Source organism: Chromobacterium sp. INPA-IVC (genome assembly GCF_059047085.1).
This window is the reverse complement of the sequence record NZ_JBTNLS010000003.1, coordinates 370,256-392,879: the sequence shown is the minus strand read 5'-3', so window position 1 is coordinate 392,879 and position 22,624 is coordinate 370,256. Positions and strand designations below refer to the sequence as shown.

At 66.8% G+C, this 22,624-nt stretch carries 22 protein-coding genes; 19 read left to right on the top strand and 3 right to left on the bottom strand.

What is annotated here, in order from left to right; all coding sequences use genetic code 11:
- The first annotated feature begins 85 nt into the window (after positions 1-85).
- From hemG to ACX17K_RS07235, 9 genes are all read left to right on the top strand, one after another.
- Entirely contained in the window at positions 86-1,396 is a 1,311-nt protein-coding gene (gene hemG, locus ACX17K_RS07275; protein ID WP_493774295.1) for a protoporphyrinogen oxidase, read from the top strand.
- A 56-nt stretch (positions 1,397-1,452) separates the two neighbouring features.
- Positions 1,453-2,343 (top strand): glycine--tRNA ligase subunit alpha, encoded by an 891-nt coding sequence (gene glyQ, locus ACX17K_RS07270; RefSeq protein WP_046157480.1) that lies wholly within the window; start codon positions 1,453-1,455, stop codon positions 2,341-2,343.
- A gap of 64 nt (positions 2,344-2,407) precedes the next feature.
- Positions 2,408-2,830: a surface-adhesin E family protein gene (locus tag ACX17K_RS07265; protein ID WP_021475762.1), complete on the top strand. Its 423-nt coding sequence runs from the start codon at positions 2,408-2,410 to the stop codon at positions 2,828-2,830.
- Positions 2,831-2,845: 15 nt separating this feature from the next.
- Positions 2,846-4,906: a glycine--tRNA ligase subunit beta gene (glyS, locus tag ACX17K_RS07260; protein ID WP_493774294.1), complete on the top strand. Its 2,061-nt coding sequence runs from the start codon at positions 2,846-2,848 to the stop codon at positions 4,904-4,906.
- Between the two features lie 88 nt (positions 4,907-4,994).
- Positions 4,995-5,534 (top strand): D-glycero-beta-D-manno-heptose 1,7-bisphosphate 7-phosphatase, encoded by a 540-nt coding sequence (gmhB, locus tag ACX17K_RS07255; protein WP_493774293.1) that lies wholly within the window; start codon positions 4,995-4,997, stop codon positions 5,532-5,534.
- Positions 5,535-5,550: 16 nt separating this feature from the next.
- Positions 5,551-6,327: a lysophospholipid acyltransferase family protein gene (locus ACX17K_RS07250; protein WP_343481679.1), complete on the top strand. Its 777-nt coding sequence runs from the start codon at positions 5,551-5,553 to the stop codon at positions 6,325-6,327.
- Positions 6,287-6,997, top strand: coding sequence for a M48 family metallopeptidase (locus ACX17K_RS07245; RefSeq protein ID WP_493774292.1), 711 nt, complete (start codon positions 6,287-6,289; stop codon positions 6,995-6,997). The genes ACX17K_RS07250 and ACX17K_RS07245 overlap by 41 nt, the downstream gene beginning before the upstream one ends.
- Positions 6,998-7,017: 20 nt before the next feature.
- Positions 7,018-7,407, top strand: coding sequence for a lactoylglutathione lyase (gloA, locus tag ACX17K_RS07240; protein WP_046168771.1), 390 nt, complete (start codon positions 7,018-7,020; stop codon positions 7,405-7,407).
- A 198-nt stretch (positions 7,408-7,605) separates the two neighbouring features.
- Positions 7,606-9,021 carry a sodium:proton antiporter gene (locus ACX17K_RS07235; RefSeq protein WP_493774291.1) on the top strand — a complete coding sequence of 472 codons (1,416 nt, stop codon included), beginning with the start codon at positions 7,606-7,608 and terminating at the stop codon, positions 9,019-9,021.
- A gap of 90 nt (positions 9,022-9,111) precedes the next feature.
- Here ACX17K_RS07235 and ACX17K_RS07230 read toward each other — a convergent pair whose 3' ends face one another.
- Positions 9,112-9,888 carry a type 2 periplasmic-binding domain-containing protein gene (locus ACX17K_RS07230; protein ID WP_493774290.1) on the bottom strand — a complete coding sequence of 259 codons (777 nt, stop codon included), beginning with the start codon at positions 9,886-9,888 and terminating at the stop codon, positions 9,112-9,114.
- A 208-nt stretch (positions 9,889-10,096) separates the two neighbouring features.
- Between ACX17K_RS07230 and mpl the strand changes: the two genes are divergently transcribed.
- Positions 10,097-11,467 (top strand): UDP-N-acetylmuramate:L-alanyl-gamma-D-glutamyl-meso-diaminopimelate ligase, encoded by a 1,371-nt coding sequence (mpl, locus tag ACX17K_RS07225; protein WP_493774289.1) that lies wholly within the window; start codon positions 10,097-10,099, stop codon positions 11,465-11,467.
- A gap of 6 nt (positions 11,468-11,473) precedes the next feature.
- Positions 11,474-11,962 (top strand): hypothetical protein, encoded by a 489-nt coding sequence (locus tag ACX17K_RS07220; protein WP_493774288.1) that lies wholly within the window; start codon positions 11,474-11,476, stop codon positions 11,960-11,962.
- Here the strand turns inward: ACX17K_RS07220 and ACX17K_RS07215 are convergent.
- Both ACX17K_RS07215 and ACX17K_RS07210 read right to left on the bottom strand, forming a co-directional pair.
- Complete coding sequence (locus ACX17K_RS07215) at positions 11,941-12,876, bottom strand: GGDEF domain-containing protein (RefSeq protein WP_493774287.1); 936 nt, start codon at positions 12,874-12,876, stop codon at positions 11,941-11,943. The genes ACX17K_RS07220 and ACX17K_RS07215 overlap by 22 nt on opposite strands.
- A 319-nt stretch (positions 12,877-13,195) precedes the next feature.
- Positions 13,196-13,675: a hypothetical protein gene (locus tag ACX17K_RS07210; protein WP_046157466.1), complete on the bottom strand. Its 480-nt coding sequence runs from the start codon at positions 13,673-13,675 to the stop codon at positions 13,196-13,198.
- Between the two features lie 603 nt (positions 13,676-14,278).
- On the opposite strand from ACX17K_RS07210, the gene ACX17K_RS07205 reads away from it, so the two are divergent.
- From ACX17K_RS07205 to ACX17K_RS07170, 8 genes are all read left to right on the top strand, one after another.
- Positions 14,279-15,598, top strand: a complete 1,320-nt coding sequence (locus ACX17K_RS07205; protein ID WP_493774286.1) for a sodium-dependent transporter — start codon at positions 14,279-14,281, stop codon at positions 15,596-15,598.
- A 77-nt stretch (positions 15,599-15,675) separates the two neighbouring features.
- Complete coding sequence (locus tag ACX17K_RS07200; protein ID WP_493774285.1) at positions 15,676-16,386, top strand: substrate-binding periplasmic protein; 711 nt, start codon at positions 15,676-15,678, stop codon at positions 16,384-16,386.
- A gap of 66 nt (positions 16,387-16,452) precedes the next feature.
- Positions 16,453-17,685 (top strand): DUF1615 domain-containing protein, encoded by a 1,233-nt coding sequence (locus ACX17K_RS07195; protein ID WP_493774284.1) that lies wholly within the window; start codon positions 16,453-16,455, stop codon positions 17,683-17,685.
- A gap of 147 nt (positions 17,686-17,832) precedes the next feature.
- Entirely contained in the window at positions 17,833-18,285 is a 453-nt protein-coding gene (locus ACX17K_RS07190; RefSeq protein ID WP_046158572.1) for a (2Fe-2S)-binding protein, read from the top strand.
- A 9-nt stretch (positions 18,286-18,294) separates the two neighbouring features.
- On the top strand, positions 18,295-20,466 hold the full coding sequence (locus ACX17K_RS07185; RefSeq protein ID WP_493774283.1) for a xanthine dehydrogenase family protein molybdopterin-binding subunit: 2,172 nt from the start codon (positions 18,295-18,297) through the stop codon (positions 20,464-20,466).
- Between the two features lie 11 nt (positions 20,467-20,477).
- Complete coding sequence (locus tag ACX17K_RS07180; protein ID WP_493774282.1) at positions 20,478-21,023, top strand: hypothetical protein; 546 nt, start codon at positions 20,478-20,480, stop codon at positions 21,021-21,023.
- Entirely contained in the window at positions 21,020-22,024 is a 1,005-nt protein-coding gene (locus tag ACX17K_RS07175) for an XdhC family protein (protein WP_493774281.1), read from the top strand. The genes ACX17K_RS07180 and ACX17K_RS07175 overlap by 4 nt, the downstream gene beginning before the upstream one ends.
- Complete coding sequence (locus ACX17K_RS07170; RefSeq protein ID WP_046158576.1) at positions 22,021-22,590, top strand: nucleotidyltransferase family protein; 570 nt, start codon at positions 22,021-22,023, stop codon at positions 22,588-22,590. The genes ACX17K_RS07175 and ACX17K_RS07170 overlap by 4 nt, the downstream gene beginning before the upstream one ends.
- The last annotated feature ends 34 nt before the right edge of the window (positions 22,591-22,624 follow it).

Sequence of the window (22,624 nt, the reverse complement as noted above, 5' to 3'; positions counted from 1 at the left end):
CGCGATGCCGGCCGCTGTTGACCGCAGTCAATGAGGGCGGGGCGGGGGCAGCGATAATCGTGCTTGAACGGTTTTTTGGGAGACGATGATGATCGCGATAATCGGCGCGGGCGTTTCAGGGCTGTCCTGCGCCTGGTGGCTGCAACGGCAGGGCGTGGCGGTACGGGTATTCGAGGCGGCGGAGCGCGTCGGCGGCAAGGTGAGCACCTTGGCGGCTGACGCCTTGTGCGAACAGGGGCCCAATATGCTGTTATTGGACGAGGAGCTTCAGCAGTGGCTGGCCGAGTTGGGCCTGTCTCCGCTGTGGCCGGAGCAGGGCGGCGGCTTGCGGCATGTGCTGCAGCGGGGCCGGTACCGGCCGCTGCCATCCGGGCCTTGGCAGTTGCTGGCGGGGAGCTTTTTGAGCTGGCCGGCCAAGTGGGCCTTGCTGCGCGGCTTGCTGCGGCCGGGCAGTCCCAAGGAGGCCGAGGCCAGCCTGGCCGAGTTCTGCCGCCGCCGTTTCGGCCAGGAGGTGCTGGACAAGTTGCTGGACCCGCTGGCCGGCGGCGTGTTCGCCGGCGATCCGGAAGAACTGGCGCTGGAGGAGACGCTTCCCCGGTTGGCGCGGGCGGCGGCGCAGCCGCTGCCTTTGTGGCGGGGACTGTGGCGGCAAAGGACCGCGCGCGCCCGGATGTGCACGCTGCAAGGCGGGCTGCAGCAGTTGCCGCGGCGGCTGGCGCAAGACCTGGACGTGAGGCTGGGCGCGCCGGTGACCGCGCTGCGCCGCGACGGCGAGGGCTGGCTGCTGCGCACCCGCGAGGGGTGGGCGCGGGCCGAGCGGGTGGTGCTGGCCCTGCCGGCCGACGCCGCGGCCGAGCTGCTGCATCCGCTGGCGCCGGAGATGGCCGACATCTGCCGGAGAATCCCGTACGCGCCGCTGGCGGTGGTGTCCACCTTGCTGGACGGCGAGGCGATGGACCGGCCGCTGCCCGGCTACGGCGCGCTGCATCCGAGCGGGGAGGGGGCGCTGACGCTGGGCCACCTGACGGTCAGCAATATCTACCCTCATGTTTGTCCGGCGGGCACCCGGCTGGTGACCAGCTTCATCGGCGGCCGCAGGCATCCGGAATCGCTGGAGAGCAGCGACGCCGCATTGCTCGATGGGCTCAACGCCGAGCTGGAGAAGCTGTTCGGCATGCGCGGCAAGCCGCTGGCGCAATACCTGGCCCGCTGGCCGCAGGCGCTGCCGCAGGGCACCGGCTTGCAGCGCAGGCTGCGCGGCGCGGCGGCGCCGTGGAGCGGCAGGGGGCTGCATCTGTGCGCCAACTGGCTGGACGGCGCCTCCCTGCCGGATTGTCTGGGAAAGGGGCGAAGGCTGGCGAAGCAATTGGCGGCGAGGGCGTCCGGCTTTGCGTGAGCGGCCGCAGGGGGTAGAATCGACCCCTGTTTCTTCAATTTTCCAACACCACCTTTATGCTTACCTTCCAGGAAATCATCCTCACGCTCCAGCACTACTGGAACCGCCAGGGCTGCGCGCTGCTGCAACCGTACGACACTGAAGTGGGCGCGGGCACCTCCCATACCGCCACCTTCCTGCGCGCGCTGGGGCCTGAACCCTGGAACGCCGCCTATGTCCAGCCCAGCCGCCGCCCGAAGGACGGCCGCTACGGCGAGAACCCGAACCGCCTGTTCCAGCACCACCAGTTTCAGGTGGTGCTGAAGCCGTCGCCGTCCAATATCCAGGAACTGTACCTGGGCTCGCTGCGGGAGCTCGGTCTGGACCCGACGGTGCAGGACATCCGCTTCGTCGAGGACAACTGGGAAAACCCGACGCTGGGCGCCTGGGGCCTGGGCTGGGAAGTATGGCTGAACGGCATGGAAGTGACCCAGTTCACCTATTTCCAGCAAGTGGGCGGCCTGGATTGCAAGCCGGTGCTGGGCGAGATCACCTATGGCCTGGAACGCCTGGCGATGTATCTGCAGGGCGTGGAGAACGTTTACGACCTGATCTGGACCCACTTGCCGGACGGCCAGCCGGTCACCTACGGCAATGTGTTCTACCAGAACGAGGTGGAGCAGTCGAAGTACGCGTTCGAGCACAGCAACGTCGAGCTGCTGTTCCGCCAGTTCAACGACTACGAAGCCGAAGCCAAGACGCTGCTGGACGCCAGCCTGCCGCTGCCGGCCTACGAGATGATCCTGAAGGCCGGCCACGCCTTCAACCTGCTGGACGCCCGCGGCTCCATCTCGGTGACCGAGCGCGCCGCCTATATCGGCCGCATCCGCAATCTGTCCCGCGGCGTGGCGCAGGCGTATTACGATGCCCGCGAGGCGCTGGGCTTCCCGATGTGCCGCAAGGACTGAGCCGAGGGAAGTCTATGCTGTTAGGGGCGGCGGCAATCGTCGTCGCGCCTGACAGGGGGTGGATATGAGAGTCAAAGCCGCATTCTGGCTGTTGTTCGCTTTGCCGGCCTGGGCGCAGCCGGCCGCCGACTGGGTGGTGTATCAGGATGGCGGCCAGATGCAGTTGGCGATAGACGGCAATTCGCTGTGGCTGGGCAAGGACGGACTGGTGCATTTCATCAACCAGGAACGCTTCGCCAAGCAACGCTACGAGAAGTCGTACCGGCTGAACTTCTATATCCGCCGCACCACCGGCTACGCCGATTGCAAGCAGTATCAGTACGTGTTTGTTGGTTCCGAGTATTTCGACAAGAACAACAAGCATCTGTTTTCCACCATGTTCCCGGTGCCGCGCTATGCCTGGAAGTGGCAGCCGGTGAACGAGGATTCGGTCGCCCACGCCATGATGAAGGTGATTTGCGAGGCGGCGGGATCCGCATCCCGATAATTGAAGCTTGAGAGAATGAACGCGACCCTGTTGATCGAACTCCTGACCGAGGAGCTGCCGCCCAAGGCCCTGCCGCGTCTGGCCGCCAGTTTCGCCCAGACTATCGCCGAAGAACTGAAGAAGATGCAGTTCGCCGCCGCCGACGCCGAGGCGGTGGTGTACGCGTCGCCTCGCCGCCTGGCGGTGCAGCTGTCCGGCGTGCTCGCCGTGCAGCCGGAACAACGCATCACCCGCCAGGGCCCGGCCGCCGCCGCCGGCATGAAGGACGGCCAGCCGACGCCAGCCTTGGCCGGCTTCGCCCGCTCCTGCGGCGTGGACGTGTCCGAACTGTCCATCGTCAGCAACGGCAAGCAGGATGTCTACGCCTATTCCAGTACCAAGGCGGGCGAAGCGCTGTCCGCGCAACTGGCTGACGTGGTGTCGCTGGCGCTGAAGAAGCTGCCGGTGCCCAAGCTGATGCGCTGGGGCGATTCCGACGTGCAGTTCGTCCGTCCGGTGCACGGCCTGATCATGCTGCACGGCGACAAGGTGATTGACGGCGAGGTGCTGGGCCTGAAGAGCGGCAGCGCCACCCGCGGCCACCGCTTCCTGTCGCAGGGCGACGTGGCCATCGCCAACGCCGATGCCTACGCCCGCGCGATGCACGAGCAGGGCAAGGTGATCGCCAGCTTCGACGCGCGCCGCGAGCTGATCCGCCACAAGCTGGCCGAGGCCGCCGCCAAGCTCGGCGCCACCATCGCCGCGCCGGATGAGCTGTTCGACGAAGTGACCGCGCTGGTGGAGTGGCCGGTGGTGCTGGAGGCCGGCTTCGAGGCCGAGTTCCTGCAAGTGCCGCAGGAATGCCTGATCCTGACCATGCAGCAGAACCAGAAGTACTTCCCGCTGCTGGACAAGAACGGCAAGCTGATGAACCGCTTCCTGCTGGTGTCCAACGTCGATCCGCAGGATCCGTCCTTCGTCGTCGGCGGCAACGAGCGCGTGCTGCGCGCCCGTCTGTCCGACGCCAAGTTCTTCTTCGAGCAGGACAAGAAGCACCGCCTGGACAGCCGCCTGCCGCGCCTGGCCAACGTGGTCTACCACAACAAGATCGGCTCGCTGCTGGAGCGCGTCGAGCGCCTGCAGAGCATCGCCGGCGGCATCGCGCATGAGCTGGGCGCAGACGCCGCGCTGGCCGCCCGCGCTGCCTATCTGGCCAAGGCCGATCTGGTCAGCGACATGGTCGGCGAATTCCCGGAATTGCAGGGCATCATGGGCATGTACTACGCCCAGCACGACGGCGAGAACGCCGAAGTGGCCGCCGCCATCGAGGGCCATTACCACCCGCGCTTCGCCGGCGACACGCTGCCGGAAGGCAAGATCGCCACCGCGGCGGCGCTGGCCGACAAGCTGGAGGCCATCGTCGGCATCTGGGGCATCGGTCTGATCCCGACCGGCGACAAGGACCCGTTCGCGCTGCGCCGCGCCGCGCTGGGCGTGGTGCGGATGGCGCTGGAAGCCGACCTGGACCTGAAGCGCCTGCTGGCCGTCGTCGCCGAGGCCTTCCCGGCCGGCAAGCTGTCCGCCAACGTCGCCGAGGAAGTGTTCGGCTTCATGATGGACCGGCTGAAGAACTTCCTCGCCGCCGATTACAAGGGCGATGAGATCGACGCCGTGCTGGCGCTTTCGCCCAGCCGCCTGAACGAAGTGCGCGCGGTGCTGGCCGCCGTGGCCGCGTTCAAGTCGCTGCCGGAAGCCGCCGCGCTGGCCGCCGCCAACAAGCGCGTCAACAACATCCTGAAGAAGGCCGAGGGCGAAATCGGCGCGGTGGATGCCGCGTTGCTGCAGGAAACCGCCGAGCAGGCCTTGTACGCCGCGGTGCAGGAACTGGCGCCGGCGGTGGAGACCAAGTTCGCCGCCCACGACTTCGCCGGGGCGCTGTCGCAGCTGGCCAGCCTGAAGGCGCCGGTGGACGCGTTCTTCGACGGCGTGATGGTGATGGCCGAGGACGCCAAGGTGCGCGCCAACCGCATCGCGCTGCTGGCCAGCCTGGCCGCGCTGTTCAATCGCGTGGCCGACATTTCGCTGCTGGCGGAATAAGCGGCGGGCAGGCAATGGATGGGAGGGGGTCGCGGCGACGCGGCCGGCCTCCCGTTTTGACAAGATGGCTGCGTGAAAGGATTATCGGGTGAAGCTAGTCATTCTGGACCGCGACGGCGTGATCAACGAGGATCGCGACGATTTCGTGAAGAACACCATCGAATGGGTGCCGCTGGATCACAGCCTGGAGGCGATCGCCAACCTGACCCAGTCCGGCTGGCGCGTGGTGGTGGCGACCAACCAGTCCGGCATCGCCCGCGGCCTGTTCGACATGCATGCGCTGAACGCGATGCACGAGAAGATGCACCGGCTGGTCGGCCAGGCCGGCGGCCGCATCGACGCGGTGGTGTTCTGTCCGCACGGGCCGGACCACGGCTGCGAATGCCGCAAGCCGCTGCCCGGCATGGTGCTGGAGATCGCCGAGCGCTTCAACGTCAAGCTGGAAGGCCTGCCGATGATAGGCGACAGCCTGCGCGACCTGGAGTCCATCGCCGCCGTCGGCGGCCAGCCTATCCTGGTCAAGACCGGTAAGGGCGCCAAGACGCTGGCCAAGGGCGGCCTGCCCGAGACCACGCTGGTGTTCAACGACCTGTACGATGCCGCCGAGCATCTGATCAACCATCATTGAGGCAGAGACTGAAAGCATGATTGGTTTGTGGATACGCAACTTGCTGTACTGGGTGGTGCTGATTATCGCCACGCCGGTGTTTTTCCTGCTGCTGATGCTGGCCGCGCCGCTGCCGCGCCGCAGCCGCCACGTGTTCGGCGTGAGCTGGGCGATGACCCTGCTGTGGATGCTTGAGCATGTGATCGGCCTGAAATACAAGGTGATCGGCGCGGAGAATATTCCGTCGGTGCCGTCGGTGATCACGTCCAAGCACCAGTCCGGCTGGGAAACGCTGGCGCTGCAAAAAATCTTCCCGTGGCAGGTGTATGTGGCCAAGCGCGAGCTGACCTGGATTCCGTTGTTCGGCTGGGGCCTGGTGCTGATGAACCCCATCATCATCAACCGCTCCGACCGCGCCCGCGCCAACCAGCGGCTGCTGGACCAGGGCCTGGAGCGCAAACGCCACGGTTTCTGGATCACCGTGTTCCCGGAGGGCACCCGCACCAAGCCCGGCGTGGGCGGCAAGTACAAGCTGGGCGCCGCGCGCATGGCCAAGCAGTTCGACATGCCGATGGTGCCGGTGGCGCATAATGCCGGCGAGTTCTGGCCGCGCAACGCCTTCCTGAAATATCCCGGCGAGATCACTGTGGTGATCGGCCCCGCCATCCATCCCGGCGAAGAAACCGGCCCCGAGGCGATGATGGCCGAGGCCGAGGCCTGGATCGAGGCCCGCCAGCGCGAAATCGGCGGCGTCGGCCCGTTCGCCCATCCCGATGAAAAACGCCAGCGTCTGGCACCGCCTGCCTCTGCCTGACGGCGAGGTGCCCGTGCTGCTGACGCGCCGGTCGCGTCAGAGCATAGGCATCAAGGTCCACGGCGGGGTGGTGGAACTGATCGCCGCGCCGGGTGTCAGTCAACAGCGTTTGCATCAAGTGCTGCAGCAGCGCTACGACTGGATCGTCGGCCACGTGTTGCGCCAGCGCAGCCATCTGGCGGCCGGCGAGGCGTTGAGCAGCCTGACGCTGCTGGGCGAGCAGCTGGCTATCAGGCTGACAGGCGGCGCGCGCAAGGCGGCGCGGCGCGAGGGCGGCGAGTTGCTGGTGGCGGGCGTCGCCGACGGCGACGCTGCCGCGCTGAAAGCCGTTCTGGCCAAATTCCTGAAACGCGAGGCGGCGACACTGTTTCCCGGCCGCCTTTCCCTTTTGGCCGCGCATTGCCGCCGCAAACCAAGCGGGTTGCAGCTGTCGTCGGCGCGCACCCGCTGGGGCAGTTGCAGCGCAGATGGCCGCATCCGCCTGAACTGGCGGCTGGCGCAGGCGCCGCTGGCGGTGGTCGATTACGTGACCGCCCACGAGCTGGCCCATCTCGAACACATGAATCACTCGCCGGCGTTCTGGGCCGAGACCGAGCGTCTCTGCCCGGGCTGGCGCGACGCCCGCCGCTGGCTGCGCCAGCACGGCGGCGGCTTGTTTGTCTTAGACTGATCTTTAAAAAGGAAAACGCCATGAGAATGCTCCACACCATGCTGCGCGTCGGCAACCTCGATCGCTCGATCGCCTTCTACCAGGAAGTGCTGGGCATGAAGCTGCTGCGCCGCAACGATTTTCCGGAAGGGCGTTTCACGCTGGCTTTCGTCGGCTACGGCGACGAGGCCGCCCACACCGTGCTGGAGCTGACCCACAACTGGGACACCGAATCCTACGACCTGGGCAGCGGCTACGGCCACATCGCCATCGAGGTGGAAGACGCCTACGCCGCCTGTGACATGGCGCGTGCCAAGGGCGGCAAGGTGACGCGCGAGGCCGGCCCGATGAAGCACGGCACCACCGTGATCGCCTTCATCGAGGATCCGGACGGCTACAAGATCGAGTTCATCCAAAAAGGCAGCCGCTAAGCGCTGCCGGCGGGATGCCCGACGCGGGCGTCTTGCCGAATTCGCCGGCCGTTTCGACGCGGCCGGCCATGGGCGGGAGGGGCCGCCCAGGCGGACCGGCACCCGGAAGCCGGTCCGCTTCCAACAACAACCGGGAATGTTCCGGCAGCCGCGGCTGCGTTTTGGCATCACGGGCACCTGCTCGTTCGGGAAGGACTGATGAATAAAAAACTGATTGCACTGGCGGGAGGGCTGCTGCTCCCCGCGTTCGCCGGCGCCGCCGATCTGGACGGCGCCACGCTTGGCTTGGGCTGGGGCGCGCCGTTCGCCGGCATCCTGCTGTCCATCGCGCTGTTTCCCATGCTGGCTCCCGGCATCTGGCACCACCATTTCGGCAAGATCACCGCGGTCTGGACCGCGCTGTTCCTGCTGCCTTTCGCCGCGGCCTTCGGGCTGGGGCATACCGGCGCGCTGGTGCTGCACGCGCTGTTCACCGAATACATCCCCTTCATCGTGCTGCTGTTCGCGCTGTACACGGTGTCGGGCGGCATCCTGGTTTGGGGCTCGCTGCACGCGTCGCCCCGGCTGAACACCCTCATCCTGGCCATAGGCACCGCGCTGGCGTCCATCATGGGCACCACCGGCGCGGCGATGCTGCTGATCCGGCCGCTGCTGCGCGCCAACGAGGGCCGCAAGCGCAATGTGCACGTGGTGGTGTTCTTCATCTTCCTGGTGGCCAACGTCGGCGGCGGCTTGACGCCGCTGGGCGATCCGCCGCTATTCCTGGGCTTCCTCAAGGGCGTGACTTTCGGCTGGACCTTCCAGCACATGCTGATGCCGGTGCTGCTGCTGTCGGCCCTGCTGCTGATCATCTTCTACTTCCTGGACCGCCACATGTTCGCCAAAGAGGCGAAGGAGGGCACGCTCAAGCCGGTGGACACCAGCCACGACAAGCCGCTGAAGCTGCACGGCAAGCGCAATTTCTGGCTGCTGGGCGGGGTGGTGGCCGCGGTGCTGATGTCAGGCCTGTGGAAGCCCGGCATCGCTTTCGAGCTGCCCGGCGTCCATCTTGAGCTGCAAAACCTGCTGCGCGATCTGATCCTGCTGCTGCTGGCCTTGGCCTCGCTGTGGATCACCCCCAAGCAGGTGCGCGCCGGCAACGAGTTCAACTGGCTGCCCATCCTGGAGGTGGGCAAGCTGTTCGCAGGCATCTTCATCACCATCGCGCCGGTGATCGCCATCCTGCGTGCCGGCGACCACGGCGCGCTGGCCGGCCTGGTGCAGACGGTGTCGGGCCCGGACGGCAAGCCGCTGGACGGCATGTACTTCTGGATGACCGGCATCCTGTCCAGCTTCCTCGACAACGCGCCGACCTACCTGGTGTTCTTCAACCTGGCGTCCGGCGACGCCGCGGAGCTGATGGGCCCGTTCGCCAGCACCTTGCTCGCCATCTCGATGGGCGCGGTGTTCATGGGGGCGATGACCTATATCGGCAACGCGCCCAACTTCATGGTCAAGGCCATCGCCGAGCACCGCCACGTCAAGATGCCGGGCTTCTTCGGCTACATGCTGTGGTCGGGCGCGGTGCTGCTGCCGTGCTTCCTGTTGCTGACGCTGGTGTTCTTCCACTTCTGATCCCGGCTCGGCCCGCAAGCAAAAGCCCATCGCAAACGCGGTGGGCTTTTTTGTCGGAAAGAGGGGGCCGCCATCCGGCGCGGCGAGCGGTCATGGACTGGGTTGCCAGTCCTGATAGGGCAGATGCACCCGGGCATAGGCCTTCTGCAGCTCGCCGCTGGCGCGCGCGGCGCGTATCGCGCGGCTGAGCGCCTGGTTGACGAAGTCGCCGCGGCGGTTGCATGACATGAACAACACGTCGGGGAAGTCGTCGAAATGCTCGCGGTGAATGTCGGTCAGCTTGTACTTGCGCACCAGATAGTCGGCCTCCTCCTGCGCCCACAGCACCGCGTCGATGCGGCCCAGATTCAGCTGCTTCAGCGACAGTTCGAGCTTGACCACGCTTTTGCTGGGAAAGCCCCAGTTCACCGGCGGCGCTTCCACCGTGTAGCGGGCGAGGTTGGCGGTGCGCAGGATGTCGATCTTGCGCAATGGCCTGGCCTTGTTGGAGTAGAGAACGAAGGCGACCTTGCCCATCATCTCGTGGGAAAACTGGTAGGGCGTGGCGCTGTCGGCGTTGTCGCGTACCTTCATGATGGGGAAGCGGAAGTCCGCGCCTTGGTCGTCGGTGTCCAGGTACACGCGTTTGACCGGCTTGATCTCGAAGCTGATTTTCCCCTCCGGATAATGGCGGGCGATGGTCTTGAGCAAGTCGGCGAAGGGGCCTGATTCGCTGTTTTCCAGTACCTGGGGCAGAAACACCGCGATGCCGCGCAGATCGGGAGCATCCACCCGGGACGCGGTTTCCGGCGTGACGGTGCCGTTGCAGGCGAAGGCCTGCGCGGCGCACAGGGCCAGCGGCAGGCAAAGCGTTCTCGGCGCGATCATGGCGGTTCCCCTGGTTGTCTCAGGCGTTGTTCCGCGTCTTGAGCGCGGATGGCGCTTGTTGATTTGGGTGTAGCACAAGGGGCGTCAGCCGGGAATGTCCGGCCGCGCGCCGAGGATGCCGGGAGCGGCGCAGAGGCGCGTCGGTGTCGGCTCGGCCGGCTTTCCGGTATCCTTGCGGTTTCGTCTGTTTTTCCTGCGCTGAACCGATATGCACATCCACATCCTGGGTATTTGCGGTACCTTCATGGGCGGCATCGCCGCCATCGCCAAACAGGCTGGCCACAAGGTGACCGGCTGCGACGCCAACGTCTATCCGCCGATGAGCACCCAGCTGGAGGCGATGGGCATCGAGCTTACGCAAGGCTTCGGCGCGGAGCAGGCGGCGTTGAACCCGGACGTGTACGTGATCGGCAACGTGGTGACGCGCGGCAAGCCCTTGATGGAGGAAATCCTCAACCGCGGCCTGCCGTACATCTCCGGCCCGCAGTGGCTGGCCGAGAACGTGCTGCAGGACAAGTGGGTGTTGGCGGTGGCCGGCACCCACGGCAAGACCACCACCAGCTCCATGCTGGCGTGGATTCTGGAAGACGCCGGCCTGGCGCCGGGCTTCCTGATCGGCGGCATTCCGGAGAATTTCGGCGTGTCGGCGCGTTTGCCGGGCAAGCCGGCGCTGGATCCGGACAGCGTCAGCCCCTTCTTCGTGATCGAGGCCGACGAGTACGACACCGCCTTCTTCGACAAGCGCTCCAAATTCGTCCACTACCGGCCGCGCACCGCCATCCTGAACAATCTGGAATTCGACCACGCCGACATCTTCGCCGACCTGGCCGCCATCGAAACCCAGTTCCACCATCTGGTGCGCACCATTCCCGGCAACGGCCGCATCGTCAGCAACGGCCGCGAGGCCAATCTGGACCGCGTGCTGGAGCGCGGCTGCTGGACCCCGGTGGAGCATTTCGGCGCGGACGTCGGCTGGCAGCTGGGCGCGCTGCACGAGGACGGCGGCTTCGATGTGCTGCTGAACGGCGAGATGCAGGGCGCGGTGAGCTGGGGCCTGATGGGCGAGCACAACCGCCTGAACGCGATCGCCGCCATCGCCGCGGCCCGCCACGCCGGCGTGGCGGTGAAAGACGCCATAGCCGCGCTGTCCCGCTTCGCCAACGTCAAGCGACGGATGGAAGTGAAGGGCATGGCGAACGGCGTCACGGTGTATGACGATTTCGCCCACCATCCGACAGCCATCGCCACCACGCTGGAAGGCCTGCGCCGCAAGGTGGGCGCCGCGCGTATCCTGGCGGTGCTGGAGCCGCGCTCCAACACCATGAAGCTGGGCACGATGAAGGACGCGCTGCCGGGCTCGCTGGAGCTGGCCGACAAGGTGTTCTGCTCGGCGGCGGGGCTGAACTGGAATCCGGGCGAGGCGCTGCAAGTCATGGGGGCGAAGGCGCAGACCTTCGGCGATTTCGACGCGCTGATCGGCGCCATCGTCGCCGAAGCCAAGCCGGGCGACCATGTGCTGGTGATGAGCAACGGCGGTTTCGGCGGCATCCACCAGAAGTTGCTGGACCGGCTGGGCTGAGCCGCCATGCGCTTTGCTGCCGACGCGCTTCCCGCGCCGATCCTTCTGGCGCATGAGCTGGCCCCGGTTCTGGATGGCCTGGACTGGGGAATCGGCGGCAGCGCGCTGTTGTGGCGGCTGGGTTTGGAGAATGCGCCGCGCGATCTAGACATCGTCGTGGCTCCTGAGCACGCGGAGGCGGCCGCCGCAACGTTGGATGACAGGCTGGAGCGGCTGCCTCGTCCCGTTCACGCCGATTACGCCAGCGAGGTTTTCATCCGTTATCGGTCGCCGTTCGGCGTGGAACTGGATTTGATGGCCGGCATCGCCGTGCGGCGCGAAGACGGGTTGCTGCGCTGGCGGTTTGATCCGCAGCGGGTGATGTTGCGGGACGGCTTGCCGTTCATGGCGGCCGAGGACTGGCTGGAGCTGTACCGGATGTTTGGCCGGCCAGCCCGCGTGGCCCGGTTGCGCGCCTATCTCGGTCTGCCGGATCAGGGCAGTTCGATGATGTAGTTGGCGCCGCCGGCGCGGGCTTTGGTCAGCGCATCCTCCAGCCGCTCCAGCATGGGGGCGGGGCTGGCTTCCTCCGGCCGCAGCGTGCTGATGCCTACGCAGGCGGCCGCCTGGTTTTCGGCGCCCTGATACAGGAAGGTGAGCTGGCGCAGCGATTTGATCAGGCGCCGCCCCATCTCATGGGCCCCGCCGATCGGCGTGTGCGGCAGCAGGATGACGAAGGTATTGGCGCTGCGGCGCGCCACCAGGTCGCTGTCGCGGCTGCTTTGCAGGCACAGGCTGCCCGCCAGCTGGATCAGATGGCTGTAGGCGGAGCCGTCGTCCTCGCGCGGCACCATCTCGGGGATGTTGACCAGTTCCAGCGCCAGGCTGGACAGGCTGCCGCCGTAACGCTTGGCGCGGCTGGTTTCTGCATGCGCGCTGGACATCAGCCTGTGCATGCCCACTACGCCGGTCAGCTTGTCTTCGTCTTCGTTCTGCCGGCCTTCTTCCTTCAGCGTTTTGACGATGCTCAGCGAGCGCTCCACCAGCTGGCGCTCGAAATCCAGCAGCTGTCCCAGCACCTTGGTCTCGGTGCGGTCGGAGAAGCTGACCACCAGCAGCGGCACTTGATCCAGCATGATGCGCCGCGCCGACAGCTGGACGTCGAACAGCCGTCCGGTGCCGGTGCTCAGCTGCATGCCGCGGTTGTAGATCATATTGTTGCCGGCCAGCTCGCGGCAGATGTTGTAAGCCTCGGTCTTGTCCGGCAGAAAATCGTAGACCGACGACTTGAGCAGCTCGCTTTGGGGGCTGGCGAGCAGGATGCAGGCCAGCTGGTTGGCGCAGTAGATGCGGCCATCCTCGGGCGAGGCCAGCAGCAGGCTGCCTTGCACCGTGTCTATCAATGGCTGGAATGCCTGCAATGTAACCATCTCTCCGTCTCCCGTGGCTGCCGAAGGTAATGACGCGGCTCGGGCACCCGGGGGAGGCGTCGCAGCACACTACGTTCTTCTACTTAGTTTATTCATAGTTTTCGCCATTTTCACGTTGTTTGATGAAGATTAACTGCTTAATTTTCAATTAGATATCTGTGTTCCAGGCTGGGCGGGCTTTTCGCCGGGATAGGGCGGAATCGGCGGCGCATCGTTTCGCGCGCATGGGACAACCGGCCGGCCAGTCCGGCCTGGCAAGCGGCAGAACCATGAAAAAGCGCGCCCGAGGGCGCGCTTTTCGCATGAAGATGGCGGCTTCTTATTGCCAGAGCTGACAGTATTCGGTGTTCGCTTCGTAGTTGTCGCTGACCGTGCCGTCGTTGTAGATCTTCTTCACCCAGCCGTTGGGCTGCCGGCTGGTCGGCTGCGCGCCGCAGTTGGGATGCACCCAGTGGATGCCTACGCCGCTGGTGTACAGCTGGCCGCACAGCTGCAGGCGGTCGCCTTGCTGAATGGTGTTCAGCGGGGAGGGAACGTCTTCGCCGGCGTAGTCGTAGCCGTAGGCGTAGACATTGTCCATCGCCACGTCGTAGGTGCGGCCGTCCTGGTCGGCGCGCAGGCGGACGTGGGTGTGCGACAGCTCGACGCCGTTGAGCGACTGGCCGGAGGCGAAAGTCGGCCCGCTCACCACGGTGCCGGTCAGATAGCTGCCGGCGGCGGCGCGGCAGTCGGATTTGGCGTCCGCCAGCGCGGCGAAGGAAACGCCCAGCAGGCAGGCGGCCAAAGCAAGTTTCTTCATTTCATGACCCTTGTAGTTTTAATGACATTGTTTTAATGCGAGAGTCATTCTAGTGATGATGAATAAGGCTTATGTTTCAATTGCAATAAAAGTGATGTGTTTGTTTTGCAATGGTGAATAAAGTGTTAAGCGGGCGGGTCGGCGCAGGCGGAAGCTGGTGGCAACGCGGAAATCCGCCGGTCTTGTCCTGCCGGCGGCTGATTCTTTACCTAGTGAATGTCATGTAAACGACTATTTACACTGGCATGAATTAGAGACTGCTCGCAATCGTGTTACATTCTGAAACGCATCTCCAAGATGCATCGCGAGGACTGGCAGGCTCCACCACCCCGGAGCGCCAGTAGCAACCGTTCAACAGACGGCTTCCTCCCCCGGTTCCGCCGCGCAGGCGGCGCGGCTCGCTCCAGCGGCCCGTAATGCGCGCGACGGACATCTCGACTCCGCGGTTTGCCGCATCGGCAGGCGCGGACGTTCGGCGACGCCGCGGCATCGCGCGCTTCCCGTGCACGTTAGACCGGCTCCGTTTCGGCGGGGCGATTGCGCGTGCCCGAACGCGCGTGGCGGCACACATAAAACCTATTACACGACAAAGATTTACAGGACATGGCTAGATCTCAATGGGGCTCGCGCCTCGGTTTCATTCTCGCGGCAGCCGGCTCGGCCATCGGGCTGGGCGCCATCTGGAAGTTTCCCTACGTGGCCGCCACCAATGGCGGCGGGGCGTTTTTGTTCATTTACCTCGGCATCTGCCTGACGCTGGGCCTGGCGCTGATGGTGTCGGAAATGGCGTTGGGACGCGCCGCCAACGCCGGCGCCGTCGGTGCCTTCCGCAAGCTGGCCGGCGGCTTCTGGCCGGTGATCGGCTATATGGGCGTGCTGGTGTGCTTCCTCATTCTGTCGTTTTACAGCGTGGTGGGCGGCTGGACCGTCGCCTATATCGTCAAGTCGCTGCAGGGCAGCATCATGACTTCCGATCCCAAGGCGCTGGGGGCCATCTTCACCGGCTTCATCAGCGACCCGGTGCAGCCGGTGCTCTACCACGGCGGCTTCGCGCTGCTGACGCTGGCGGTGGTGATCGGCGGCGTGCAGAAGGGCATCGAGGCGCTGTCCAAGTTTTTGATGCCGGCGTTGTTCGTGCTGATGCTGGTGTTGATCGCGCGCGGCCTGACGTTGCCGGGCGCGCTGGAGGGCGTCAGCTACTTCGTCGCGCCGGACTTCTCCAAGGTGAGCGCGGCGATGCTGGTGGACGCGCTGGGCCTGGCCTTCTTCTCGCTGTCGCTGGGCCTGGGCATCATGATCACCTACGGCTCCTATGTCGGCCGCGAATCCAAGCTGGTGAGCTCGGCGCTGTGGGTGATCGCGCTGACGGTGGCCACCTGCTTCCTGGCCGGCCTGATGGTGCTGCCGGCGGTGTTCGCCTTCGGCTTCGATCCATCCGCGGGTCCCGGCCTCACCTTCATCACCATGCCGGCGGTGTTCGCTCACCTGCCGCTGGGGCAGCTGTTCGCGGTGATGTTCTTCTGCCTGCTGCTGCTGGCGGCGCTGACATCCTCCGTTTCGCTGCTGGAAGTGGTGACCAGCTTCGCCATCGACGAGTTGCGCCTGTCGCGCCGCGCCGCCGCCATCCTGATGGCCGCCGGCACCTTCCTGCTGGGCATCCCGGCCTCGCTGTCGCTGGGCGTGTGGGGCGACTACCAGCTGGGCGGCATGAATTTCTTCGACCTGCTGGACTTCGTCACCTCCAAGCTGCTGATGCCGGCCGGCGAATTGCTGCTGGCCTTGTTTGTCGGCTGGAAAGCCTGGCCGGTGGTGAAGGCCGAGCTGTCATCGGGCCGCTCGCCGCGGGCGATGCAGTGCATGCGCGGCTTCTGCATGGCGCTGGCACCCTTGCTGATAGGCTGGATCATGCTGGCCGGCATCTGACGCCGGCATGAGAAGACGGGGAGCGATGGCTCCCCGTTTTGCTATGGTTCAGACAGTACGGATAGCCTGGAGAGACGATGTCTGGATGGCGAGCGGCGGCGGTCTTGTTGGGCGCGTTGCAGGTGGGGGGGGCGCAAGCGGAAACCCTGCGCATGCTGCTGACGCAGATTCCCGGCGTCATCGAGCTGGCGCCGGACGGCGAGTCCATGCGAGGCACCGGCGTCGACCTGATGAAGGAAGTGGGGCGCCGGGCCGGCGTGGCGCTGCGCTTCGAGGCCTATCCCCAGGCGCGCGCCCGCCTGCTGGTGGAACAGCAGGCCGACGCCTGCTTTCCCGTCGGGCGCTTGCCCGAATTGCAGGCGAAGTACAAATGGACCGCGCCGCTGCTGCACATGCGCCTGGTGTTGCTGGCCAGGGCGGACGACGGCCGTCAGCTGGGCGGCTTGGAACAGGCTCAGTCGCTGCGGGTGGGGGCGATGCGCGGCACCATGGCGGCGGCGCGGCTGAAAGAGCGGGGCGTGGCGGTGGAGGAGAGCGCCGATTATCTGAGCGGGCTGGAGAAGCTGCGGCTGGGCCGGTTGGACCTGTGGGCGATGCTGGACGTCGGCATTTCGTCGCTGGCCAAGCGTCTGGACATGCCGCCGCCCAGGGTAGCCTGGGTGATGGATACGCTGGACGTATCCTTCGCCTGCAACCGGAAAGTCGACGACGCGCTGATCGCCCGGCTGGACCGCGCCATCGCCGCGATGCGCGCCGACGGCAGCATGGCCCGTTTCGATCTGCGTTGACGGCGGACATGCCAAATGGGCCCGCGCTGGGCTACACTGCCGTTTTTGCCCGTCTGCGAGAACACGTTGAAAGCCCGTCTGACCCTGCTGGCAGGCAGCCTGCTGCTGGCCGCCTGCGCCACGCCCCCCAATCCCGCTTCCGCACCGGCGCCCATCGTCGCGCCGGACATGTCCGCCTCCGCGCCCGCCGTCGATGTGCCGGTTCCGCCCCAGCCGGCCTCCGCGCCGGCCGTGACGCTGCCGTCTCGCCCGGTGGCGCGGCCGGTGCAGCCGCCTGCGGCCATTTCCGACAGCCAGGGCCGCGCCTTGCTGGACCGGCTGCTGCTGCCGGGCATCCCGGACCGCAAGGGCTGGAGCAACGACGTGATGGGCGCGTTCAGCCATCTGAAGATTCCATACACGCCGCAGTTCTTCTGCGCGGTGCTGGCGGTGGCGGAGCAGGAGTCCGGCTTCAGTCCAGACCCGGTGGTGCCCGGCTTGTCCAGGATCGTCTGGGGCGAGATCGAGCAGCGCCGGCAGAAGTACCTGATTCCGCAGTTCGTCGTCGACGCGGCGATGAGCAAGAAATCGCCGGACGGCCGCACCTTCAAGCAGCGGGTGGACGCCTTGCGCACCAAGCGCGAGATGAACGCGCTGTACGAGGACATGGTGCGCGAGCTGCCGTTCGGCCAGACCATCTTCGAGCATAAAAATCCGATCCGCGACGGCGGGCCGATGCAGGTCAGCGTCGCTTTCGCCGAAACCCACATCCGCGCCTGGCCGTACCCGTACAGCTATTCCAGCCTGCGCGACGAGGTGTTCGGCCGCCGCGGCAGCGTCTACTTCGGCACCGCCATCCTGCTGCAGTACCCGGCGCCGTACCACGAGATGGTGTACCGCTTCGCCGACTACAACGCCGGCCGCTACGCCAGCCGCAACGCCGCCTTCCAGCAGGCGGTGGCCCGCCTGTCCGGCCGCAAGCTGGCGCTGGACGGCGACATCATGCTCTACAGCGACAAGATGAACCGCGTGCTGTCCGGCGAAACCAGCGACACCCAGCGCGCGCTGCAGTCCATCGCCGGCCGGCTGGGCATCAGCGACGCCGACATGATGCGCGACCTGCGCTTGGAGAAGCTGTCCGGCTTCGGCCAGAGTCCGCTGTACCAGAAAGTGTTCGCGTTGGCCGGCCCCAAGGCCCCACGCGAAATCATCCCGCAGATCGTGCTGGTCAGCCCCAAGTTCACCCATAAGCTGACCACCGAGTGGTTCGCGCGCCGCGTGGACGGCCGCTACCAGCGCTGCCTGCAGCGGGGAGGCTGAGCGGGCCCGCCGGCTTGAGTCTGAACCGATAGCGCCTATAGTGATTGCAGCGGCGCCGAGGCGGGATTCCGCCCGGCGCCGGTTCGCATCCGGACGGCGGCCATGGCATGGCCGTCGTCTTCTGTTTCTCGGCTCGGGAGGCAAGGCATGAAGGTTTCCATCAACGGCAAGGAGGTGGAGCTTAACTCCTCTCCGGACACGCCCATTCTGTGGGCATTGCGCGACGAACTGGGCCTGACCGGCACCAAGTTCGGCTGCGGCGCGGCCTTGTGCGGCGCCTGTACGGTGTTGAAGAACGGGTTGCCGATCCGCTCTTGCGTGACGCCGATCTCCACGCTGGCGGCGGACGACAGCATCACCACGGTGGAAGGCAACGCCGACAAGGTGGGCCAGGCGGTCAAGCAGGCCTGGCATGAGCTGGACGTGGTGCAGTGCGGCTTCTGCCAGAGCGGCCAGGTGCTGGCCGCCACCGCCTTGCTCAGTGCCAATCCCCATCCTTCCGATCAGGACATCGACCTGGCGATGAGCGGCAACCTGTGCCGCTGCGGCACCTATCCCCGCATTCGCGCGGCCATCCACGCCGCCGCCAAGCTGCTGTAGGAGACCAGGATGACGACTACCGGAGTGTCCCGCCGCAGTTTCCTGAAAATGAGCGGCGCGGTCGGCGGCGCGCTATGCCTGGGTTTCGTTCTGAGCGAGGGCGGGCGCAGGGCCGAAGCGGCCGAGGCCAAGAACGCCATTCCTTCTCCCAACGCCTTCGTCCGCATCGAAAAGGACGGCGGCGTCACCATCGTCAGCAACAAGTCGGAAATGGGGCAGGGCATCTACACCTCGCTGGCGATGCTGATCGCCGAGGAGCTGGAATGCGATTGGAACCGGATCAAGGTGGTGTCCGCCCCGGCGGCGCCCATCTACGTCCATACCGCCTTCCATATCCAGATCACCGGCGGCAGCACCAGCACGCTGTCCAGCTATGACCAGTACCGCAAGATAGGCGCCGCCGCGCGCGACATGCTGATATTGGCCGCCGCGCAACGCTGGCGCGTGCCGGTTTCGCAATGCCGCGCCGAAAACAGCCGGGTGTTCAACAACGCCAACGGCGCCAGCCTGGGCTACGGCGAGCTGACCGAGGCCGCCGGCAAGCTGCCGGTGCCGGACACGGTGGAGCTGAAGCCGCGCCACCGCTGGAAGCTGCTGGGCACCCGCGTGCACCGGGTGGACGGCGACGAGAAGCTGGATGGTCGCGCGCAGTTCGCGATGGACGTCCGCCTGCCCGGCATGTTGACCGCGCTGGTCAAGCGCTGCCCCAGCTACGGCGGCAAGCCCAAGGGCTTCAATGCCGACGCGGCCAGAGCGGTGCCCGGCGTCAAGGACGTGTTCGCGATCAGCAACGGCGTCGCCGTGCTGGCCGATGGCTTCTGGCCGGCCAAGAAGGCGCGCGATCTGCTGGAGGTGGAGTGGGACCGCGGCGCCAACGCCGAGCGGGACTCGGCCCGGCAGCGGGCGGATTACCGCGCCCGCGCGGCCAAGCCCGGGCAGGTTTATCGAAGCGAAGGCGACGCCAAGGCGGCGTTGGCCGGCGCGGCCAAGAAGCTGGAGGCCTGGTACGAGGTGCCGTACCTCTCGCATTCGCCGATGGAGCCGCTGAACTGCGTGGTCTGGCTGAAGCCTGGCAGCTGCGAAATCTGGAGCGGCACCCAGTCGCAGACGATAGACGCCGGCATGGCGGCCGCGATGTCGGGGCTGAAGCCGGAGCAGGTCACGCTGCACACCACCTTGCTGGGCGGCGGCTTCGGCCGGCGCGCGGTGCCGGTCGGCTCCGACTGGCTGAAGGAGGCGATGGAGGTGGCCAAGCATCACGGCCAGGGCGTGCCCGTCCGGCTGATGTGGACCCGCGACGACGACTTGGCCGGCGCCTACTACCGGCCGATGTGGCTGGACCGCGTGCGCGGCGGCATAGCCGCCGATGGCAAGCCCGCCGCCTGGCTGCAGACCGGCGTCGGCCAGTCCATCATCGCCGGCACGCCGTTCGCGCCGATGATGATCAAGAACGGCATCGACGCGGTGTCGGTGGAAGGCACCGACGACATGCCCTACGCGCTGCCGGCGGTCTCGCTGGACCTGCACACGCCGGAGATCCCGCTGCCGGTGCTGTGGTGGCGCTCGGTCGGCCATTCCCACAGCGCCTTCGCCAAGGAAAGCTATATCGACGAGCTGGCGCGGCTGGCGCGCCAGGACCCGGTGGCTTACCGGCTGGCGCTGATGGACAAGGCTCCACGCGAGCAGGCGGTGCTGCGCGAGGCGGCGAAGATGGCCGGCTGGGGCCGCAAGCTGCCCAAGGGCCATGGCCTGGGCGCGGCGGTGCACACGTCCTTCGGCTCCCATATCGCCCAGGTGGTGGAGGTGTCGGTCAAGGGCAAGGAATTGAAAGTGGTGCATGTCTGGTGCGCGGTCGATTGCGGCGTGGTGGTCAATCCCGACCAGGTGGCGGCGCAGATGGAGGGCGGCATCATGTTCGGCCTGTCGGCGGCGCTGTTCGGCGAGATCACCTTCAAGGACGGCGAGGTGGAGCAGAAGAATTTCGACGGTTACCCCATCGTCAGGATGTTCCAGGCGCCCAAGGTGGATGTTTCCATCGTCGCCAGCGAGGAAGCGCCGGGCGGCACCGGCGAGCCGGCGGTGCCGGTGGTCGCGCCGGCGCTGGCCAACGCCATCCAAGCGGCTTCCGGCCAAAGGCGGCGCGAGCTGCCGCTGAGCCGGCACGGCTACCAGATGGTGTGAGGGAGACGGACATGAAAATCTCGATAGTCTTGTGCTGGGCGCTGGCCGCCTGGCTGCCGGCCGCGTGGGCGGCAGGCGACCCGGCCGCGTCGCGGCAGGCCTTCGGCGATGTGGTCAGGGTGCTGCAGTCGCCGCGTTGCCTGAACTGCCACACCGTCACCGATTTTCCGCGCCAGGGCGACGACCGCCATCCGCACCAGCAGATGATCAAACGCGGACCGGCGGACATGGGCCATCCGTCGCTGATGTGCCTGGCCTGCCATCAGACGGCCAATTCAGCCGACGGCGGCGTGCCGGGCGCGCCCAACTGGCACCTGGCGCCGCTGAGCATGGGCTGGGAGGGGCTGAGCGCCGGCCAGATGTGCCGCCGGCTGGTGGACAAGTCGCGCAACGGCAACCGCGACGTTCCCGCGCTGGTCGCCCACATGACGACGGACCCGCTGGTGCAGTGGGCTTGGCATCCGGGCGGGCGGCGCACGTTGCCGCCTTTGTCGCAAAACGATTTCCACGACGCGGTGCGGCGCTGGGCCGATACCGGCGCCTACTGTCCGAAATGAGCGCGGCGGTGCGCGGCAACGACGAGACCGTGCTGGCGCAGACGCTGGACTGGCTGCGGCAGGGCCGCCGCGTGGCGCTGCTGACGGTGCTGGGCACTTACGGCGCCAGCCCCAGGCCGCCCGGCGCGCTGGCGGCGATACGCGACGACGGCGTGATCTGCGGCTCGGTGTCCGGCGGCTGCGTCGAGGACGATCTGCGGCGGGAGATCGCCGAGGGCGGCGTGTTTGGTGATGGCCGTACTGCCTGGGTGCGCAGCTTCGGCGCCAGCGTCGAGGAGAGGCAGCGTTACCGGTTGCCCTGCGGCAACAGTCTCCGGGTGGCGGTGGAAACGATGCCTGACCCGGCGCAGCTGGAGGCGCTGCTGGCCGCGGTGCGGCAGCGCCGCTGCCTGTGGCGGCGGGTCGATTACCAGAATGGCGCGGCTTATCTGCTGAATGAAGGGCCGGCGGACGCCTTCGCAGAGGATGAGGCGGGTTTCTCCGTGCTGCACGGGCCGCGTTGGCGGCTGCTGATCATCGGCGGCGCCGAATTGGGCCGCTATCTGGCGCAGATCGCGCAGACGCTGGACTACGCGGTGACAGTGTGCGAACCGCGCGAGGAGTACGCGGCGGGCTGGGAACTGGGCGGCGTTGCGCTGTCGGCCGAGATGCCGGACGACCTGGTGCTGGCTTTCGGCTGCGACGAGCGCACCGCGGTGGTGGCTGTGACGCATGATCCCAAGCTGGACGACCTGGCGCTGATGGAGGCGCTCAGGCTGCCTTGCCATTATGTCGGCGCGCTGGGCTCGGCCACGACTACGATGAAACGAAAGGCGAGGCTGGCCGAGTACTTCGGCCTGACGCCGGCAGAGCTGGACAGATTGCACGGACCGGTGGGGCTGGCGATAGGCTCGCGCACCCCGGCCGAGATCGCGGTCTCCATCGCCGCCGATCTGATCGCCAGCCGCAGCGCTTGTCACCGGGAGGGGGCTCATGGCGAGGAAAGGAGTTGCCGGACATGATGGCGGGCGCCCTGCTGGCGGCGGGCCAGGCGCGCCGTTTCGGCGCCGACAAGCGGCAGGCGCGGCTGCCGGACGGCCGCACGTTGCTGGAGGCCAGCGCCGAGGCGTTTATCGGCCGGCTCGGGCCGTTGGCGCTGGTGTTGCCGGAAGACGACGCCTTCGGGCTGGAGCTGTGCGGCAGGCTGGGCCTGCAGCCGCTGGCCTGCCGGCTCAATCGCGGCGGCATCGGGCATTCGCTGGCCTGCGCCGCCGCCTGGGCGCTGGGGCTGCCGGGTTGCCGCGGCCTGGTGCTGGGGTTGGCGGACATGCCGGCGGTGCGGCCGCACACAGTCAGCCAGGTGGCGGCGGCGCTGGCGCACGGCCAACTGGTGCTGCCCTGCTATCAGGGGCGGGCGGGCCATCCGCGCGGGCTGCCGGCGGATTGTTTGCCCGGATTGCTCGATTTGCGGGGCGATGCCGGCGCGCGCGACATCCTGGACTGGAATGGGGCCCTGAGGCTGGAACTGGACGATCCGGGCGTGCTGTTGGACATCGATCAGCCGGAGGATCTGACGAAGCTGGTCTGAACCGCGCACCCTGGTATTTACGCTTAGCGGCCAG